Origin of the sequence: Ktedonobacter racemifer DSM 44963, from assembly GCF_000178855.1 — a bacterium.
In the GTDB taxonomy this organism is placed as follows: domain Bacteria; phylum Chloroflexota; class Ktedonobacteria; order Ktedonobacterales; family Ktedonobacteraceae; genus Ktedonobacter; species Ktedonobacter racemifer.
Window position 1 is genome coordinate 1,720,099 of record NZ_ADVG01000002.1, and the last position, 20,627, is coordinate 1,740,725.

The 20,627-nt window shown below is 53.7% G+C and carries 14 protein-coding genes; 6 read left to right on the forward strand and 8 right to left on the reverse strand.

The features are described from left to right. Positions 1–125: 125 nt before the first annotated feature. The 4 genes from KRAC_RS23730 to KRAC_RS23745 form a co-directional block, all read right to left on the reverse strand. Positions 126–2,798 carry a SpoVR family protein gene (locus KRAC_RS23730; RefSeq protein ID WP_007911517.1) on the reverse strand — a complete coding sequence of 891 codons (2,673 nt, stop codon included), beginning with the start codon at positions 2,796–2,798 and terminating at the stop codon, positions 126–128. Positions 2,799–2,812: 14 nt separating this feature from the next. Next, complete coding sequence (yhbH, locus tag KRAC_RS23735) at positions 2,813–3,955, reverse strand: sporulation protein YhbH (protein WP_007911520.1); 1,143 nt, start codon at positions 3,953–3,955, stop codon at positions 2,813–2,815. Positions 3,956–4,151: 196 nt separating this feature from the next. Next, positions 4,152–6,047, reverse strand: coding sequence for a PrkA family serine protein kinase (locus KRAC_RS23740; RefSeq protein WP_007911521.1), 1,896 nt, complete (start codon positions 6,045–6,047; stop codon positions 4,152–4,154). 904 nt (positions 6,048–6,951) lie between these two features. After that, entirely contained in the window at positions 6,952–7,785 is an 834-nt protein-coding gene (locus tag KRAC_RS23745) for an SAM hydrolase/SAM-dependent halogenase family protein (protein ID WP_007911524.1), read from the reverse strand. A gap of 394 nt (positions 7,786–8,179) precedes the next feature. Here KRAC_RS23745 and KRAC_RS23750 point away from each other — a divergent pair, with 394 nt between their 5' ends. After that, positions 8,180–10,399, forward strand: a complete 2,220-nt coding sequence (locus tag KRAC_RS23750; RefSeq protein WP_007911525.1) for a response regulator transcription factor — start codon at positions 8,180–8,182, stop codon at positions 10,397–10,399. Positions 10,400–10,464: 65 nt separating this feature from the next. On the opposite strand, the gene murA is transcribed toward KRAC_RS23750, so the two are convergent. The 3 genes from murA to KRAC_RS62345 form a co-directional block, all read right to left on the reverse strand. Further along, positions 10,465–11,820 (reverse strand): UDP-N-acetylglucosamine 1-carboxyvinyltransferase, encoded by a 1,356-nt coding sequence (gene murA / locus KRAC_RS23755; protein WP_007911526.1) that lies wholly within the window; start codon positions 11,818–11,820, stop codon positions 10,465–10,467. Between the two features lie 23 nt (positions 11,821–11,843). After that, positions 11,844–13,355, reverse strand: a complete 1,512-nt coding sequence (locus KRAC_RS23760; protein WP_040444073.1) for a phytoene desaturase family protein — start codon at positions 13,353–13,355, stop codon at positions 11,844–11,846. Between the two features lie 133 nt (positions 13,356–13,488). After that, positions 13,489–14,859 carry an FHA domain-containing protein gene (locus tag KRAC_RS62345; protein ID WP_007911529.1) on the reverse strand — a complete coding sequence of 457 codons (1,371 nt, stop codon included), beginning with the start codon at positions 14,857–14,859 and terminating at the stop codon, positions 13,489–13,491. A 599-nt stretch (positions 14,860–15,458) separates the two neighbouring features. On the opposite strand from KRAC_RS62345, the gene dnaA reads away from it, so the two are divergent. From dnaA to KRAC_RS23790, 5 genes are all read left to right on the forward strand, one after another. After that, the gene (gene dnaA, locus KRAC_RS62350; protein ID WP_007911530.1) at positions 15,459–17,069 is read left to right on the forward strand and encodes a chromosomal replication initiator protein DnaA; all 1,611 of its coding nucleotides are present in this window, start codon (positions 15,459–15,461) and stop codon (positions 17,067–17,069) included. A 149-nt stretch (positions 17,070–17,218) separates the two neighbouring features. Continuing rightward, positions 17,219–17,809 (forward strand): hypothetical protein, encoded by a 591-nt coding sequence (locus KRAC_RS23775; RefSeq protein WP_007911533.1) that lies wholly within the window; start codon positions 17,219–17,221, stop codon positions 17,807–17,809. A 191-nt stretch (positions 17,810–18,000) separates the two neighbouring features. Next, positions 18,001–18,309, forward strand: a complete 309-nt coding sequence (locus tag KRAC_RS23780) for an ATP-dependent Clp protease adaptor ClpS (RefSeq protein ID WP_007911535.1) — start codon at positions 18,001–18,003, stop codon at positions 18,307–18,309. A 347-nt stretch (positions 18,310–18,656) separates the two neighbouring features. Continuing rightward, positions 18,657–19,193 (forward strand): universal stress protein, encoded by a 537-nt coding sequence (locus KRAC_RS23785; protein ID WP_007911537.1) that lies wholly within the window; start codon positions 18,657–18,659, stop codon positions 19,191–19,193. A gap of 367 nt (positions 19,194–19,560) precedes the next feature. Beyond that, a complete protein-coding gene (locus tag KRAC_RS23790) occupies positions 19,561–20,217 on the forward strand; it encodes a GAF domain-containing protein (protein ID WP_007911538.1) in 657 nt (218 codons plus the stop codon). Positions 20,218–20,279: 62 nt separating this feature from the next. On the opposite strand, the gene KRAC_RS23795 is transcribed toward KRAC_RS23790, so the two are convergent. Beyond that, positions 20,280–20,627, reverse strand: a complete 348-nt coding sequence (locus tag KRAC_RS23795; protein WP_007911540.1) for an inorganic diphosphatase — start codon at positions 20,625–20,627, stop codon at positions 20,280–20,282.

Consider the following 20,627-nt stretch of genomic DNA (forward strand, 5'->3'; position numbering starts at 1 on the left):
ATGAGAGAGCGCGCGAGGCGGGCAAAATTGTTCTCTCCAACCTCCACTTTCTCTCTCAAAAAAGGGTCCCCTCCACGGCTGCTTTTGTGGAGGGGACCCTTTCATGCTGTGCTAGAGAGCGAGCTCTACTTCTCTAACGTACTCTTACTGCTGCGCTCACCGTCATAAGAGAGCAGGATACGCTTGCCATCAAAGATGGTCTCCAAGTGGACCGGGCGCCCCCACAGGACATACACATGCTGCAGGGTCTTCTCCGCGTAGTTGAGGTCGAGATCCTGGCCCTCATGCATATGTTTGATGTAGAGTTCGCGATTGCCGCGATAATCGCCGTTATCCACCACCAGGTAGGGATAGCCAAAGTTGGTCAGGCTACCCACAATCGAGTCGCGCACCTTCTGCCAGTTTTTCTCTACAACGACCCACTCATCTCCCTCTTTCTTGTAGAGATAGAGATCCAGGTCCTTGATGAGATCCTCGGTCAGGTAGTTGCGCAAGAATGAGACATCGTTATCCAGCTCACGCACCTCGAAGATTTTCTCTCGGCCCGCCCCTGGCTTGCGCCCAAACTTGTCCTGCTCCTCCTTGTTGGGAGTGTTCCAGCGCTGCTCGATATCCTCAAAGACCTTGAAACCGATATAGTACGGGTTGAGCGAGGTCTTCGAGGGCGAGAGCACGCCTGAGTGGAGTTGCGCGAACTCGATCGTCTCCGAATCGGTAATCACGCTTCTATCGCCCAGCTCGCGCATGATACGCGAGTGCCAGATGCTGTTGTGGTGCAGCATGCCACTAGCGATATAGCGATGCGTCTCCTCCACAGTGATATCGTAAACATCAGCAACCCCAGGCTCAATGCTAACGACTTCATCGGTTGGATCTTCGATTAAGAACCAGCGATGGCTCTCCAGGTACTGGCTCAATTTTTGCTGCTTACGCTCCAGGCTAAAGCCAATCTCCTGTGCGAAAAGGCGAGCCGATTGGCCTTTAATACGAATGTTGACACCATAACGTCGTGAGAGAATACCGTAGTTGAGCAAGATCACCTGGAGCGCCTGCGCGATCTCATCACTAAAGGTTGAGAGAATTACGCCATCGCTGCGCGAGGCACAGCCATCGCAGTCAAAGTAGGCTCGCAAAAAGGCACTGACCACGGATTTGGGCGAACGTAAGATGACGTCAGGAATGGCTTTTGTACGAGCTTTAGCCTGCAAATCGATCCCCAGCGTTTGCAGCAGGTCCAGCACGTTCGCTGAATAGAAGACAACGCGCCAGCGACCACCCTTACCATTCGCAGTTTTATCATCCCATACAGGACGTGCCTCAATGGCAAAGAGGCGCATCACCAGCTCCGCATAGCGCTTGGCTAGTTCGAGATCGCCACTGGTATAGCCAATGGCCTGTTTCTGACTATGAATGTTGCCATCACCGACCAGGTAGCCCAGGAACTCGGCGAACTCCTCAGTGACATGCGTGGGAGCCTGCAAGGGGAAGCGGCTGGCATAGAGCGCCTTACCAGCAGTTCCCGCTGTATAGCCGGTACGCGTCACGGCCTCAGTGATACGCTCCTGAGCATATGTGGTCTGCCCACGTAGCGAGCGATAAACTGTATGCACGCCTACACCTGCTGTCTGCGCGACGTCTTCTACTGTGGCCCAGGTTTTCAGCGTAGGGTGAGTAATGGTGACGTGCTCAGCAGGCCAGACATTGCTACCCACGCTAAGTGGGATGCGCTGCCCCACGCGTACATCCTTCAGCTCCATCCACTGCCCTGGTCCTACGCTGAGCTTGTGGCCCTCGGCCCCCTCCAGGATCAGCCCTCGACGGGTACGCAGGCGAATGGTCCTGGCGTTACGCTGGATATGCCGATCGCTGACAACATCACACTGTCGCTCACCGCTGGCAACCTGGATGCTCTGCCCCTCGGCAAGCCGTTTGTGCAACTCATCGTAGCGCAGCAGGCCATGTTCAGTTAGCACCAGGCTCTCGCCAACCAGGCAGGCCCAGCCCTCATTCATGACCTTGGTCTGCATCTGGGGAAAAAAGTAGAGCATCTCGCTACGCACGATTTCGATAATGTCGCGCTGCCAGGTCTCCAGGTGGGGCGAGTGCTGCATGAGGAAGAGGAGAAGGTCCTTCTCCGGCTTCTCGGGAAACTTGACAGGCTTATTCGCGCGCTCTTCATGTTCCTCTGTCGCCTGCTTCAGACGCGTATCCAGTTCCCAGAGATCATCGTAATCGGTCGACTGCTTGACGAACTTGCTTTCCTTGGACTCCTGATCGTGATGCAGCAGCAGATTGTAGTCGATATGTTCCTGAATGGAGAGGGCCGCATCCAGGAAACGCTCCACCTCTTGCTTACCATGATCGAATTCGTACTTGGCGATCCGCTCGGCATGAATACTGACCTTGTCGATCATGCGCCTGGACGTATGCTGAAAGTAGGCGTTATTTTTGAAAAAGTCTGTATGACCAAAGACATGGGCTGCTACAAAAGTATTTTGTAGCATGTCATTCATCTCCATGAGAAAGGCATAGCTAGGATTGGTGTTGACCACCATCTCATAGATTTTGCTTAAGCCCAGGTCATACTGCATTTTCTGACGATAATACGCCTTACCATGTGTCCAATGGCTAAAACGTCCCGGCAGGCCATAGGAGGCGAACTCGTACATGATGGCGGCTGGAACGAGTTCAAAGTGCGTTGGGAAGGGGTCCAGGCCAAACTCGTGGGCGATCTCCCAGGCCCCTTCAATAGAATCGCGCAAGCGCTCAAGGTCGCGATTGGATTCGATACCTGTCATACGAGTTCTCCTAACTACCTGGATGGCACCGGCTCTCGTTGGGCGAAGAATTTGCGCAACGCGGGATAGACCTCTTTCTTATCCGAGATGGTCACGGCGGTAAACTTCTTGTCGTTGATCTTGCCATAGGCCGACATCAAGGTACTGGGCGAGCGATAGTGGCCCTCGCGTATCTCGCCATAACCAAAGATGTTGCACTGCTCCATCAGCTTATTTACCAGTTGGACACAACGGTCGTTATCCCACGGCAGGTTATCGCCATCAGAGAAATGGAAGGGGTAGATGTTCCAGTCATTCGGGTTATAGCGCTCCTGAATGATCTGGAGTGCCAGCTCATACGCCGAGGATACCTGCGTGCCACCACTCTCACCCTTGTGGAAGAACTCCTCCTCCGTCACCTCCTTGGCCTCCGTATGGTGGCTGATAAAGACAATGTGCACATTGTTGTACCTTGTCCTCAGGAAGCGCACCATCCAGAAGTAGAAACTTCTTGCAATGTATTTCTCGAATTCACCCATTGAACCGCTGACATCCATCATTGCCAGTACTACCGCATTTGACTGAAATTTGATGGTTGGCTCCCAGACTTTGAAGCGGAGGTCCTCGGATTTGATGTCTTTGAAGCGGGCCTCTCCCTTGGAGGCGTTGCGCTTGATATTCTCCATAATCGTGCGCTTCTTATCCAGGTTGGGCATGGGACCCTTCTTGCGCACGTCGGTGAAGCGAACCGCCTCGGTCTCCATCTCCTGCTGGTGCTTCTCTTCCAGATTGGGTAGACTCAGGTCCTCGAAGATGAGCGCGGCCAGTTCCTCCATCGAGACTTCGGCCTCATAGTAGTCGTAGCCCGCATCCTTTCCGGCATCCCCCTTCTTCCCCTTGCCAGGGCGCGGCTCTTGGGCAACGACATCGCCAACCTTGCTCTTTCCATTGCCCTGGCCAGAGTGCGTCTGGCGGCCGGGATCAAAGCGGAAGCGATATTCATCCAGGGAGCGCACGGGCACGCGTACAACTTTTTTGCCATCCGAAAGAATAATATTCTCTTCTGAGACGATCTCACCAAGGTTTTTTTTAATGGCGTCGCGTATCTTCTCCTTGTGGCGCTCCTGGTCTATTTGTCCTTTCCGGTGCAACGACCAATCGTGCTGTGAGACAGACATGGTACGTTCTCCTTACTATCGAGCAACCAGGGGAACACACTGTAGGTGATGGGAAAGGCGGGGGTGACCCGGCCTCAGCAAGAAGAGGCGCGTGAAGGCATCTCTGCCCGGGTATGCCACTAGCTTGCGGCGCACGGCGCGAGCACAAGGCTCGCGCGTGCATCCATATTCCCTACTGCATCAGCCCGGTTCGTAACTATCGGTTCAAGAGACTGCCCGTATACCGGAGAATTTCGTTAGCGCAGACATGACAGTAGCCGTGCTCCGCCATCAAGCGGTTAACGACCTCGTTGATCTTGCGTAACTGTTCTTTATCGGGGGTACGAGTGGATGTGGTAATCTTGACGACGTCGCGCAGGTCCGCAAAGAGCTTTTTCTCAATCGCTTCTTTGAGACGCTCATGACTGGTATAGTCAAAGGTCTGCCCCTTGCGTGCCAGCGACGAGATGCGAATGAGAATTTCTTCGCGGAAGGAGCGCTTCGCGTTCTCCGAGACGCCGATCTGTTCCTCGATGGAGCGCATCAGGTGCTCATCAGGCTCCATCTCCTCGTCAGTGATCGGATCGCGCAGACGCGTCTTGTTGCAGTAGGCCTCGACGTTATCCAGGTAGTTGTTCAGCAGGGTGCGCGCCGACTCCTCGTAGGAGTAGACGAAGGCCCGCTGGACCTCTTTCTTAGCCAGTTCATCGTACTCTTTGCGCGCCTCACTGACGAAGTTGAGGTAGCGCTCGCGCTCTTCACGCGTAATGCTGGTATGTTGATCCAGGCCATCACGGAGCGCGCGCAGAGCGTCGATGGGGTTAATACAGGTCACATTGTGCTTGACCAGCGCATTTGACAGGCGGTTAATGACATAGCGCGGCGAGATACCGTCCATGCCTTCGCGCACCGCTTCCTCTTGCAGCTCGCGCACATCCTTCTGCTTGAAGTCCTCCATATCCTCGCCATCATAGAGCTTCAGCTTCTTCATCAGGCTCATGCCAGCTTTCTTCGAAGGCTCCAGGCGGGTGAGCAGCGCGAAGACGCTTGCAATACGCAGCGTATAGGGCGCGATATGGACGTCTTTGAGGGCACTCTGTTTCAGCAGTTTCTCATAGATCTTGACCTCGTCGGAGACACGCAGATTATAGGGGACCTTGACCAGGATAATGCGGTCCTGAAGCGCCTCCGACTTCTTATTGCCCACAAACGACTGATACTCATGCTCATTAGTATGACTGATTACAACTTCGTCGGCATAGATCATGCTGAAGCGCCCGGTCTTGATATTCTGCTCCTGACTCAGCGTCAGCAGAACATAGAGAAATTTCTCATCCGTCTTCAACATTTCCACGAATTCCATTATTCCTCGATTTGAGATGTTTAACTCGCCATCGAAGCGGTAAGCGCGTGGATCGCTTTCGACGCCAACCTCGCCAATCGTTGACAGGTCGATACCACCGACCAGCTCGCTGATATCCTGGCTTTTGGGATCAGACGGGGTGAAGGTACCCACGCCCATGCGATACTTCTCGCTAAAAGCCACACGTTTGACGGGTACTTCCTCGATACGTCCTTTAAATTGCGTATCGACCATGTAGCGGCAGTGGGGGCAGAGGTCGCCCTCGATATAGATGCCAAACTCACGCTCCACATCTGAGCGTAGTTCGTGGGGGATCAGGTGCAGGGGCTCCTCGTGCATGGGGCAGCCCTTAATTTCGTACAACGCGCCCACCATGCTTTTGCTGTATTCTTCCAGACCACGCTTAAGCAGGGTGACGATGGTGGACTTACCACCACCTACAGGGCCCATCAGAAGCAGAATACGTTTACGCACTTCCAGGCGTTGAGCAGCCGAGTGGAAGTAGTCAACGATCTGCTGAAGAGGCTTTTCAATACCAAAGATTTCCTGACTGAAGAAATTGTAGTGCTGCTCATTGTTGCGGGTCGTCTCGACGCCCGCGTCCATGATCATATGGTAAACGCGCTCATGCGATAGGCGGGCAACTTCAGGCTTCTTAGTCGCAATCTCAAAGTATTGCGCGAAGGTTCCCTCCCACATGAGCTCTCGCTCACGATCTCGATATTCTTCCAACCGCTTCACCAGATCCATGGCTTACCCTCTCTTTGCTGTACGATTGAATAGCGCTCGCGAGGATGAAACGTCTATTCCTCCTTGCAGGATTCGTTTCACCCCATGGTTGCTACTCTAGGAACTGATACTACGAATAAGACAGCCAGGGAAAGACTCCTTTTGGTTGGGCACAGACACTATACGAGGATGGCGCAGGAACTGTCATTGCAACCGGAACCACCTCGACCTCCCCTCTCCCCGCTTGACAGTGACCAGGAAACTGAAAGGGCCAGTTTCTTTCTCGACACACGTCGCAAGAGAACCAGCCCTTTCCAACTTTTTGGCGGATATTGTGGTTGGAGTTTACTATAATTTTAGTCCAACCCTTATACTGAATAGAACCAGGTAGCGTTGTCACACGCATCTACAGATGCTCCTGCAATGTTACACGTTGTCCTTTCCTGTTCCAACACATTTCAAAGGCATGTACTCAGTTTGCAGTTATTGACCACCACCCTCATTATTTTTGAACCTTGTCTAGAACCAAAACCCTCCTTAGGGTTATAGGCAAATTATACCATATTTTTCTGTCTCATACAATTCTACGGAGAAGATAAAATCGTTAGTATAGCAGTTTTTAACACTTTGCTCCTGTGCTCGACCGCAAGGGACAAGGGAGGATCGCCCCTCTCCTGCTTTATCCGCTTGTACATTATTCTCTTCTATGATACTATATTCTACACGCAATTGGTGGAAATTTATCAATTGCATCATCTCTCATCTAAACAATTCCAACACTTCAAAGCATCCCAAATGGAAGCTGCCTAGATGTGGAATTGTTGTATGAACATGCGTAAAACAGCACGCCTTGCCCATCAACCCTGGCCAGGACGAGACACGTTGCAGAAAACACCAAAGGACATTTTGCCTGGTCACGTACGCATCAGAGATGCAATTGAAGGCGTGCTCCGCGCTTGATGCCGAGAACCTGGGCTGCATTCCCATTCTGGATGGCAACCAGGAGATAGCCGGAGCTGTCGGCCAGCATGAATGCGCCCTGCTGCACCTGGCTCTCGGCGCTCAGGGCGAAGGTGGTGCGTCGCTCACTCACACGAACACCCAGTTCAGGAAACTCTAAGACGGCCTCGGGAGCACTAAAGAACTCTGGAATCAGTTGCATCGGTAGCGAGGTAACCAGGTTGCCGAAATGGTCTACATGCACTACGCTGGCCTGTACCTCGTTCCCCTGGCGGGTAGCAAGCAGTCCGTCCAGGCGGCGTAAGCTTGAAGCCTCCAGACCGGGTCCTAGCTGGTCCAGAACCACTCCGCGCGCGAGGTGTGCGGCGGCTGGGGCAAAGATATCCCGACCGTGAAAAGTGCTACTCACGGTCGGGAGGCGATATTCAGGGGTTGTCAGGGCCACAGCCTGGTGCAATGTCTGCTCAGCTAAAATAAAGGTAAACAGTCCGTTATCGGGTCCCACAAATAGCCATTCGCCTGCGTGTAGCGCGACCGCTCGCCGCTCACTGCCGACACCAGGATCGACAACACAAAGAAAAATCGTGCCTTTAGGGAAATAGCGATAGTGGGTCGAGAGCAGCCATGCACCCTGGACGACCTGCTGAGGTGCAATATGGTGCGTAAGATCCAGGAATTGTACGCCAGGAACAATCCCCAGCATCACCCCTTTCATAACACCCACATAGCCATCCTCCACGCCAAAGTCGGTCAGCAGTGCAATAACGGGTGCGGCCTCATCCGCTCGCAATAGATTCATAGGTAGAAACCTCCAAATGGTACTAGGACATCTCCAGAAACAGTCTCTCCACCTGGACACAAGGTATGATACAACCAGAGCATATACCTGTGTAAACAAAAAAAGTTGGCCTTCCAATACGCAGAGGCCTATGGAGAGGAAGAGGGCTCATCCCCCTGTTACTCAGGGTATACAAAAAGCGCAACACATGTGTCTGTGATGCGTCATTAGTCACATTTGCTATACCACACTCGCAGCAATATGCTATACTAAGCGCCAATAATGGCTATATTTACTCTCTCTGCGCACCCGATGCCGTTGAGTTATGTAGCACGGCCACGCCTTCTCAACGTCTGATAATAGAGCAAAATTTTGCACCAGTAGAACCCAAACGTGCAGTGACCGGAGCGAAATTATGAATGCTAGTACCAGTGGACCACACATTCTCCTATTTGAACGAGATCAGCAGTTAGCGGGTTTACTTATTGGTGAACTACAACTCGCGGGCTACGATTGTCATACCGCACGTACCGCCGTTGAAGTCTTTGATGCCATCGCCCGCCTCCCAATCCGGCTTATTCTGGTCGATCTTGCCCAGGCGGCAGCCGCGCGTCGCGAATTTTGGGTCGCTTTAGATACGCAACGCCGTGGTCGTGGCATTCAAGTTCTGACATTCAATTGCACCAATATCGCAGGCTATGGGCCACGCGACTTAGATGATCATATCAATACGACACCAGCCGAGGTCGAGGTCGATGGCATGCTTGGGGTGATGGGCCTTGTTGACGCCGTACGCGCTCGCATTCCCTCAGAGCAAGCGAACACGTCCTCAACGACCCAGCCACGCCTGACGCGCACCTCTTCGCCCTCTGCTCCGAACAATTCAGGTGCCTCGCCAACGGCGACGCCACGTCCAACACAACCTGTTCAAACACCCGGACAGTCATATCGCACGCACTCATCACCAGAGCAGCCAGTTACGCCTCTACGAAGTAGCGTCTCTGGCTTTCACCAGCCTGCTCCTGGAACCTTCAACAACACAGGTCAATATTCCTCACCCACCTCCGCTATGACGCCTCCCCAGACGCCAAATATGATGGAAGATCCTGCTCAGTCCTCCTACACGGACAAAATCCATGCCGTGCTCTATCCTAATCAGCGTACCTGGAGCGCGCCGAATACGCCCTCCCAATCAGGTACATCTGACAATAGATACGAGGCTCAGAGCGCTATTCTCTCTTCCTTTGCCAATCCTTCCTCCCAACCATCCGCGGCTCCCCTGGGTAGCTCGGGCCTGAATACCCTTCAGCGCCTGGCAAATGGCCAGGTAGATGCTCCCAATGAATCTGGCCTGGCTCAACTCTCGCGCCTCATTCAGGGACGACAGGCTCCGCCCGCTGAAAATCATCCCACGATGCAGCCAACTCCTGAGCGACAGGCGTTTCGCCCCATCCAGTCCACCCAGCAGGCAACAGTATCACCTCCACCTGCCCAGTATACACGGAGCGAGGCACCTGCCCAGGCACGCGTTGCTTATCAGGCAAGCGAGCAGCCTTCCTTCGCTCAGCCTATGGTCCAACCGGAACAGGATATGCACGTCCGGGCACGCCCATTCTTAGGGGAACAGGGTCTGTTCGCCCGCGCCCCTCAAACAGCGCACGAGCCTTCTCAGGTCGCCCCCCAGGCTCAACAAACAACGGCCTATGCCACTCATCCAGCTACCGATGTTCCACCACGACAGGTAAGTGAGCAGCTATTCTCACAACCGTTACGCCCTGCTCCTATCGAGGGGATGCCCGCTGAGCGGCCTACAAATATGCCCCCAGAGAACCCGGGCCGGCGTACGGAGGCGCCTTCACGTCCTAACAATTATGGGCAGGCCACAAATATTGCCTCGCCCCTGGCCTCTATTGTGACTGCGACGTCTTCTAGCCAGCAGCAACAGCACGCAGCGACTCCCCAGGTGACATTCACTGGTGCTCCTGGCCAGGAACATATCAGCCGCGCATACACTGTAGAAGAGCTGAACTCCAGGCCCAAACGCCAGGAGCCAGAGACCGAGAAGTATCCTCCAACCACGTCCATCACAAATGAGAAACGGGACGAAGAGTCAGATATCGATCACCAGACAATTGTTGAGCAAATTAAGGCTGAAATTAAGCGGGCAACCGAGGGGCAGGCCGAAAAGGTTGCGCAGAACTCAACCAGTAACGCGGTCCTGATCGATATTATGCAGAGCCTGCCTCCAATGCCCACACCACCGCCCCAGCCACCTCAACCCCAGGCACTCAATGGACGCGCAACACGTTCGCTTGGAAGCGTCTTATTAGAGGGGCACCTCGTTCCCGAGAGTCGCCTGGACGTGGCTCAAAATATCCAGCGTATGCTCAATGGCGTGGATCTTAACTACCAGCTTGGCGAGATCCTGCTGATGTTTAAGCTCCTCACGCCTGACCAATTACTGGCCGCCAGCCTGGTAAGCTACGGCATGATTAGCACTACACAGATCGGCTCCCTTGGTCGCATTCGCCAGGAATTGCATACTATGGGCCTCGAATATGACCTGGAGAACCTGCTCATTATGTTCCGCGTTCTCACACCAGAGCAATTGCGCGAAGTCAAAGCCGATTGGTAGTAACCAGATACACAGAAGAGAGCCTGGCGCGGTTCGCGCCAGGCTCTCTTCTGTGTATCTGGTTGTTAGTTGACGTCGGCAGTTGCCGTAGCTTCGATACGCTGAATTTGCGCGCCGAGTGAACGTAGTTTGGCGTCCAGGTGCTCATATCCACGCTCGATATGATCGATGCCAAAGACCTGCGACTCACCCTCCGCACACAAGGCCGCGAGGATATAGGAGCAGCCCGCGCGGATATCGGGGATATAGAGTTGCGTTCCCTTCAGGGGCGTTGGCCCACTAACTACGCAGCTATGCTGGTGTTCTTTCTCGCGGAAACGACAGGGAACCTCGCCCAGACATTTGCTATACAGGCCGACATGCGCGCCCATGCCAATGAGGGCCGAGGTATAGCCAAAGCGATCCTCGTAGATCGTCTCATGTACTACCGACATACCACGCGCCTGCGTCAATAACACAGTAAAGGGCTGCTGCCAGTCTGTCATAAAGCCAGGATGAACATCTGTCTCCAAGGCAATCGCGGGCGGTGGCTGGTCATCAGCCACAAAACGGATGCCCTCGTCATCAATATCGAAGCGCAGGCGCATCTTTGAAAGTGTATTCAAGAACGTCAATAGAATATCCTGCTGTGCGCCTCGCAAGTAGACATCGCCACGCGTGAGATAGGCTGCGGTAGCCAGGGAGACAGCCTCGTTGCGGTCGCTGAGCAGGGTATGACTCGCGCCACGTAGTTTCTCGACGCCCTCAATCACAATACGCCGATCAACCTTGACCTCGATGATGGCGCCCATCTTTTGCAGCAGCTTGATCAGGTCTACAATCTCTGGCTCCATGGCCGCGTTCTCAATAATGGTGACGCCCTTGGCTAGCGAGGCCGTAATCAAGAAGTTCTCGGTCGCCATGACGCTGGGGAAGGGCAATTTGATCGTTGTGCCACGCAGGCGCTTTGTCGTCGTGCAATAATAGAATCCATCGCGCTCAACAATCGTCGCTCCCATCTGGCGCAGCCCCTCGATATGAAAATTAATGGGGCGCGGGCCAATACGATCTCCCCCGGGGGCAGGTATGCTTACCTCGCCACAGCAATGCAGCAGGGGGCCAATCGCCATGACGGCGATGCGGTTCAGTCCACCGACCTCGGTCGAGATCTCAGATCTGGCAATAGAGTCGGTACGCAACGTCAACACATGGTCATCCAGATGCAGACTGGTGCCAACGCTTTCGCACAGCTTCATGGTTAAATACATATCTCCCAACAGTGGCACATTGCGCAATGTGCACTCCTCAGAGGTCAGCAGCGAAGCGATAATCATTTTGGTGACGGCGTTTTTCGCGCCGCTCAATTTCACTTCGCCCTGGAGCGAGGCTCCTCCCTGTACCAGGTAATAGGGGGAGGCCACTGGCGTTTCACTATGCTTCATTACGATTAGCCTCTATATAAGTCCTAATGGGCGTCCTTCAATTTGTGGAACGTAGCCGAGTTTCCCGGCGCCATCCACAGCCAGCGCAAGGGATTCAAGCGCGAATAGGCGACTGCCATATGTGATCGGCTCGCTCGCGCAGGTCGGCCATTCCTGTCTGTTTCTTCACGATCCAGTGCATCTAACAGATCCAGGAAATGGTTCACACTCTGGGCCACCCCTTCCACCATCAGAAACCCCGATGGCTTGACGGCATCTCCCACGAGATACAGGCCTTCGATGGTTGTTGTTGGTGTGAGGTCCTCTCCCTGCGTCATCCTATTCACAGGCCACTCGCCCCGATAGGTCCCCATCGTAAGTACGCGACAATGCGTATCAAAGGCGTCACCAAAGAGCATATGCAAGTCGGCCAGCGCGAGCGCGCGCTCTTCCTCCACATTGTTACTCTGAATGACCTGGTGGGTAATTAACAAATGCTTGCCAGCAGGGGCAAGACTGGGATCACTATTTGTTGGCTGGACGATGCCCGCAATGCGCTTCGTATCCAGGCAATACATAATGCCACGATGAGGGATAAACGAGACATCGCTTAAGATATGGACTTTCAGGCCCACAGCCTCGTGCAGCCCCACCTCTGAGGGCATCTCGCCCCCTACAGACTCCTCTTCCGGCTTCCGCTTGAGCACATCGGCCTGTCTTACTTTCCGATTGTGCAGTAGTCCGTCTGTGGCTCTGGGGCCGATATCGCTCACCACCAGGGGAGCCTCGATCACTTCCTCCACCCCATGCTCTTTGTAGCGCACACGTACTCCACTCACCCGCCCATCACGCTGGATGATCTGCAATACTTCGCAGGAGAGTGTAAGCTCACCGCCAAGCGCCTGGACGTGCTGCTCAAGCTGGCGTGTGATCTCACCACATCCACCCTCGACAATCGCAGGCGCGCCAAAGCGAAACATGTTGCGCGTCGTGCGAATCACCTCGCGTGTGCTTACCTGACTCAATTCCAGACTCAAGGCAAAACGCGAGATCCGCTCGAAGAAGGCGACCAGTTGTGGATTGCGCTCGACCTTGAGGTGCCGCTCTAACCAGCGATGAAAGGGCATCTGGAGTTCGGCCTCAGGCAACTGGCTAAAAAACATCAGATAGCCCAGGCGGATGAACCACCAGGACTGGCGCGGACCCAGGAAACGCAAGACACCCAGCAAGCCCTGCGCTCGGTACTGTTTGCCATGTACATAAAAAGAGCCGAAGACATCGGCATCAAAGAAACGGTGGGGAACCTGCAAACGATCAAGCATCTGAGCCAGCGCGCCACTGCTCCCAAAGGGAACCATGTGCACCGCACCGGTACTTACCTGCACGCCCTGGAAATGTTTGGCGGTAAAGCGGCCTCCGGCATGCGGAAGGCGCTCTAGAATGAGAACGCGTTTGCCACGCTGGAGCAAATGGGCTGCGCTTAGTAAGCCGCCCAGGCCAGCACCAATAATGATGGCATCTATCTGTCGTGAAGCGTGAGGAGTAGAAATCGCCACGTCATCCCTCTCTACCCCGGGTGAAGCATTTTCGTGCATGAAAGTATCCGCTCAGTCGATAAGTTTTTTATGGAGAGGAGAGATGTGGTACGTACTGGTGACCACAGGCTGCCAGTACGTACCACATCGCTTGTTACTCTTCGCCAACCATGCCGCGCAACAGGCTATTGCACTCGGCCATTGTGTTGAGTACATTCTGGTGAATCTGGAAGACCTTGTTGAGTTCGCGAGCCTTCCGCGCCAGTTTCGTGACATATTCGATATCGCGTGGATTGCTCATGACATCTTCCATGAGCTGCAACAGCTCGGCCCAGGCCAGGGCCTCGCGGCTACGCGCGACATCGGCGATTGTGCTATCCATGCGCTCAGAGACGCGCCGGATGCCACCTCGCAGTTGACTGACGGTTTGACCCAGCTCTCCTTCGCGCTTACGCATGGCATCCTGCGTCGAGTTGAACTGGTCCTGCAAAGCCGCGATCTGACCATCCAGAGCGGAGACAGCGGCAATCAAGCTGCTCATGTCTGGCAGGTTGGGCATGGGAATGGAGGTCAGACGCTTAAAGGTCAGGGGAACGTCATCGTAGGCTTTCTGTACAGACTCTTCCTCACGTGGCTGCGCAGGTTCCGCTGGTGTCTCGGGAACATAGTCAGACGCTTCAGGCGCTTTCTGTGTCTGCTCTTCCACAGCCGGGAAGTCAGCCTGCTCGTCTTGCTCAACTGGCGTGGCCAGGGCTGGCACGCCAAAGGGAATCTCTGGCTCCTCCGAGAGAATGGACTGGGTCTCATACCCACTATCGCTCTCAGGAAGCGTGACATTATCATCAGTCGAGGTACGATACGTATTAGGCTCGTAGGGATTGGGTTCATAGGGAACAGAGACCGTGGGCAGATCTTCTACCTCATTTGAGGCAGTGCCAAAGGCGCGGAAGATCAGCTCATGCTCGCCAATGCCAATATGATCGCCATCCTGCAATAAGCGTGTGCCATTATCATCGAGCTGTTGCCCATTGACAAAGGTACCATTGGCGCTATGCTCATCCTGCAATACATACTGTCCATTCTCAAAGTGGACGACGGCATGGCGGCGCGACGTCAATTTATCTTTCTGCAACAGGATGTCGCTGTTGGGAGCACGCCCAATCACGATCTCTTTTTTCTCCAGCGGATACTCAGTGATGACCTGGCCGCTTTCAGAGCGCAAGATAAAGCGCCCTGGCTGCTCAATGCGATCCATCGTTGCCTGGGCGGTAGGAGCGGAATAGTTGGCCTGCTCAGCCCCATAGCCTCCGGCCACGGTTGGAGCCGCCTCGTTGCCATAGTCAGAAGAAGGAACAGTGCCTCCTTCATGCCCAGCCGCGTTCCATTCTCCACTTGGGGAGGCCCCCACGGTGGGGGCGGCATTCATTGGCTGCGCAGCAGCAGCAGGGGTCAGGCGATTCCCACAATTCAGGCAATACCGATCTTCCGGCCTTGTGTCGGCCCCACAATAGGGACACTTATCCATGATATGCAAATCCTCCCATTTAAAAGCACGCAAGGCTCTCATCACGCGCGCACAAAACTTCTGACATTATAGCAGAAGTGAAACTTGAGCGTCGAGCGAGCCTTGCTTGAACTCACCCTTTACGACTAGTCCAGGTTGCATGAAGCCCCTTTCTTTGGAGAGCCTTCACACCTTACGCGAAAGCGGGTAATTACTTCATCTGTACCCGTTGTCTCGTATTGAGTGAGGATATGTGGTGGTGGTCGACTGGCGGAGCCAGTCGACCACCACCACATATCCCTTACCACCTCCTCAGGAGGCGCAAGTTGGCTTGAATGCCTGTAAAAAAACAAGAATTACGCGTCTACGTTAAAGATAGATAATAAAAAGAAGTTTGTCTATGAAGTAGTTCTCAAATTGGTACTAGGACGCAAGAACAAGGCCTTTACAGGGGTTTGATTTAATGCTACCATTACATTTCACCATAAGAAGCAGACACTGGGAGTAGACTGATCGTCGTTTCGTCCAGGCAGGAGCTTTTTCCTACTTGTGACGCCACCATACCAAGCGCCACGTATCGTACATAAGAACTCAACATTTACTTGCGGGAGTAGTCGTGTGTGAATGCAAGACAAATCTGGCAAACTGCAATAGAACGCTTACAGGAGCGAGTACAGCCTAATACCTTTACCACCTGGTTCCAGGGCACCTCCGCTGACTCCTTTCAAGATGGGATCTTCGTCGTCAGTGTCTCCTCGACCTTTGTCAAAACCCATCTCGAGCGTCGCTTCACCAGCCTGATCCGCACCATTCTCACCGACATCACGGGAATGGAGGTCGAGGTCCAGTTTGTCGTTTCCCGCGATAAGACCACACCAGAGCAATCCGGAGAGCCTCTCTTTTCGCCCCCCAAGCGTCCTTCGCGCTTGGGACGAACACGTACATCGCCCGCGCAGCATGTACGTCGCCTGGCGGAGTCCGCGGCCGCCGTGGCGAAGAAGTCTAAGGCATCGCTCCCCTTTCAAACCCTTGGCTTAAATCGGGAAGGTACGCTAAAAGCAGAAACCCCGCCCGGAGAGTATCCCGCGTTTCCACCACCTCCAGGCTCCGGATCTGAGGGCGAGTCAGAGCGCCCGGCGGGCTACAACAATCCAGCCAGGCCCATTGCCGTTCCACCGGTGATTACCTTTGGGACAGGTGGACAACTCAACTCACGCTATACCTTTGATGCCTTTATCGTAGGCAAATCAAATCAACTGGCGCATGCTGCCTCCCTGGCCGCTTCAGAGAATCCCGGGCGCATCTATAATCCGCTTTTCCTCTACGGCGGCGTGGGCCTGGGCAAAACCCACCTGCTACACGCGGTGGGACATGAGGGCGAGGTCAAAGGGCTGACTGTGCTTTATGTCACCTCGGAGAAATTTACCAACGAAATCATTAACGCTATTCGCTATCAGAAAACCGAGGAGTTTCGCGCCAAGTATCGTCAGATTGATATCTTGCTAGTCGACGACATTCAGTTTATCGCAGGCAAAGAGTCAACCGAAGAAGAGTTCTTTCATACCTTCAATTCGCTCCACAACGCCAATAAACAAATCGTGGTCACCAGCGACCGGCCGCCCAAAGCCATACATAGCCTGCAAGATCGCCTGCGCTCCCGCTTTGAATGGGGACTGCTGGCAGATGTACAACCACCAGAGTATGAGCATCGCCTGGCCATCTTACGCTCAAAAACCGATCTTCTGCACTTCTCGGTTCCCAGTGCTGTTGTTGAATATGTGGCACGGCCAGAGTGCAGCAGTGTACGTGAACTGGAGGGGGCACTCAACCGCGTTATCGCCTACGCGACCCTGCATAACGCGCCGATCACCGTGCAACTAGCCACCGACGCCCTGGAAAATATTTATAGCGATAAAAAACCATCTGCCGCTACCAAGTTAAGCGTCTCCGAGGTCATTGATGGTGTCTGCCGCTATTATAATGTGGAGGCCGAACGTATCCGGGGAAAGCAACGCGACCGTGATATCGCCTGGCCGCGCCAGGTCGCGATGTATCTTATGCGTGAAGAGACCACGGCCTCGCTACAACAGATCGGTGCGGAACTGGGAGGGCGCGACCATACCACGATCATGCACGGCTGGGAGAAGGTACAGGGCGAGATGCGCCAGAGCGACCGTGTCCGACATGAAATCGCGACTGTCCTGGAGTCGCTCCACTCAAAACCCTACTAAGCTGCCCAGCCCTCTCTCTTGGCGGCACTCCTGGAATATTATACTATTTGATAGTGGATGCACAGCAACTAAGGACACTAATCGGTTACACTAGCGCTTGACGTGCCAGCACCAGGCGCATGGAGAGATCCAGGGAGAACACGAGACGTATGCAACAACAGCAACAGCAACCTGGCAGCTATGATCTGCTAGCAGTCTTCACCGATGAGGAGAAAGCAGATGCCGCGAGCGCAAAATTGCGCAAAGAGGGCTTTAGCCTTGACGAGGTCTTTCAGCTTGAAGAAGGAATGGTAGGGCAGGGGCAATTCCGTGAGCATGGACCCAACCAGGCCCGCAGCGACTATTTTCTGCGTACGCAGAAGACCGGCCCCAAACCAATCTACATTATCCTCTTCGCAGTGATCTTTGGCGCGATTCTGGGTGTGCTTGCGCTCGTAGCGAGCTCTGCACTCCCCCATATTCTGCCAGAGCCCACCACGCTTATTGTAGGAGCGTTAATCGGTATCATCCTGGGAGCCAGCACTGGTACCTTTACCCGGCGTAGGGTACGCGGTGCTATTGGCCAGGATGTCACCAAACAGACCGCGAGCAAAGAGCAACCCGTGCGTAGCAGTAAAGGCGCGCTTAATGTAGTGGCCCTGCGCCTGCCCGATAGTGAAAATATCAGTCGCAAGTCGCGCGCACGAGCCATCCTCCTCAACAGCGGAGGTAAGATCGACCGCAGCGTCGGTCGCCGCTAACAGACAGAGAAAAGAAATGTGGGGTGATGGGTGCTGCACTGCACCCATCACCCCACATTTCTTTTCTCCCCAAACCCGAAATTTGTCGGCAGGGACACTAGAAAAATGTGTAAGTCTTGGTTACAATAGAACTTAGCGGCGCACATATTCAGAGTAACTGAAATACTCACTCAGGAGTAGATAAAAGCGCAATGGCACAGAGGCAATGCCAGCCTTCACGGCTAGAAATACGGCCCGAAGAGGTTGTACGTCAACGTAGCAGCTTGCTTCCTCTCTATAAAGTCATTCTTTTCAACGATGACTACAATGACATGCTGCATGTCGTTGCCGCGTTGCTTGAAACGGTCAACACCTTGACGATGCAGGAAGCAACTCACATTATGCTTACCGCGCACCTGAACGGGAACGCTATCGTTATTGTGTGCCCCCACGAGCTAGCGGAACACTACCAGGAACGCTTGCTTGGCTATGCGTTAACCGTGACAATCGAGCCAGAATAGTACTATAGTAAGGCGGTCACTTGACCGCCTTTTCTTGTATGAGATAGACGTTACTCTGTAAGTGTATATTTAGACATCTCTATTTCAACCGAGAAAACAGCAAAACATCTTATAGCGTGCGTACGTATTACTAGTAAAGGAGTTGAATCGTTCGGCTAACCCGGCTCAGAGTATTGGGCATGACACTCATGCCGTTTAGTGTCATTGACGAACCCGTATTCTGGTACTACAATCCTGTAGGATGGAAAACCAGGCTGCCATTCGTACGAAAAATTGGGTACTGTAACGAATGTTCGGTCAGGAATTTATGATGCTGTTTATCATGCTCCATCAGGAGGAGATCTATTATGGTTCACTTATGGGGCTCCAAAGCCAAAGAAGAGACAGCGATGAGCAAGTCAGCCCTGGGTGAAAGCGCCACAGGCGATGTTGCTGTTGTGCTCTGCGGTGACAAACTGGACTCAAACCTGGTATACCTGGGTTGCCAGATGGCAAAAGGAGCCAAACGTAAGGTCCATCTTGTACATGTCATTGAAGTTCCACGTGCTCTTCCCCTCAAAGCCGTGCTAACAGAAGAGTCTGAGCGTGCTGATCGCCTGCTTACTGGTGCCTTGAGTATTGCAGAAAAGGTCGGATGCCTGGCTGTTGCAGAGGTAGTACAAGCCCGTGACGCTGGTCCCGCCATCGTCGATGAAGCTAGAGACCACAATTGCGCGCTCATTTTGATAGGATTAGTTCGCAACTGTCAGAAGGCTCAATACGATCTTGGTAAGACAGTTCCCTATGTGCTCTCCAATGCCCCCTGCCGCGTCTGGCTGGTGCAGGATCCTGCCAATCAACCGCAGTGCCAGCAGACCCAACAACAGACAGTAGGAGTACACTAAGATCTTATTCCGAAACCCAACGTCACTGGCGTAACTAGCGCTTCGCGCTCAGGGTTTTCGGAGAAGAAGTAAGCCAAAGCGAGAGAGCCTCACGGCTCTCCCCTTTTGTGCTTTTCAGGGAAAATATGAGCGGTAAGCCACAGCTCTTGCTTGTGGTCTAGAAATGTGTTGTCTTCCTGAATGACTTTCTATGTTACAATAAGACTGGAACACTCGTGTCTAGCATACAGGCTGTAGTCCATGCTTAGTTACCACCTATCCGAAAACCTGAGCGCGGAGCGCTAGCCACGGCAGTGGCGCCGCGCCCCCGAATGGGGGTTGGTTTTCGCATAAGAGGTCAGAGAGTCACCAGGAGAGAAGATAACCCATGACAACAGACGATAACGCTCATCAGTTGCCACGACGTTCACATAGAGATTACTATACAGCTCTCCATCAGGCCGCGCTGACGTTTACCTCCAGTCTCGAACTGGACCAGGTGCTCCAGAGCATCGTCACCAGTACCACTGAGGCGATGCAGGTAAATGCCTGTGCTTTACGTCTGCTTGACCGCAAAAGCGGCCTGCTTCACTTAAGCTGCGTTCATGGACTCAGCGGCAACTATCTCGCGAAGGGTCCAGTAAGTCTCACCCAGAGCGCAATTGACAGCGATGCCATGCGTGGCACCCCGGTCTATGTACCCGATGTTCGCAGTGATACACGCTTTCAGTATCAGGATGCAGCCAGGCAAGAAGGCCTGGTCTCGGTCCTGTGTGTACCACTGGAAGTACGGGGAGAAGCCGTTGGGGTCATCCGCGTCTACACCAAGCAACAAACTGTTTTTGATGAAGATGATATCCAGTTTTTAACGGTTCTTGCAAGCCTGGCCGCACTCTCAATCGAGAACGCTCGTCTCTACGAGAATGTACGCACATCCTTTGATGGTATCATGGGTGCACTCTGGGGACAGGAGTATATCGACGAACAGCCAGCCGAGGTAAGCACCATACGGACACAAACGGTTATTCAATTTCGCGAATCATAACGCGGCATAAGTAGGACGACGCATGCTTCAGCAGCGTCGTCCCTCTTCCCCTGCAAGCACCTCTAACCACGTTCAATCAACATTCCCACCTGGAGACCGCTGTTGTGTTGAGCAAGGATTTGCTCCATCTCTTCATGGGTACACCCAACTAAGATTTTTATCTCACTGTCGCGCACTAACGCGTCCACGCATACGATAAGCCCAGTCATCTGCCGCGCCTGCTGCGTACCCACCCAGACATCAATTCCGTCGCCATCAGCGGCACGCGTCCCTTGTAGATAGCCATAGTCATAGGGGTAAATCATCTCCTCATAGCGTGGATGTCTCGATCCCCTGGGGCGATCTATCACAATTTCACTGTTTGCGACCAGGTCATCCAGCGCCTGCCAGAATCCTTCCTGCTGCGTCAA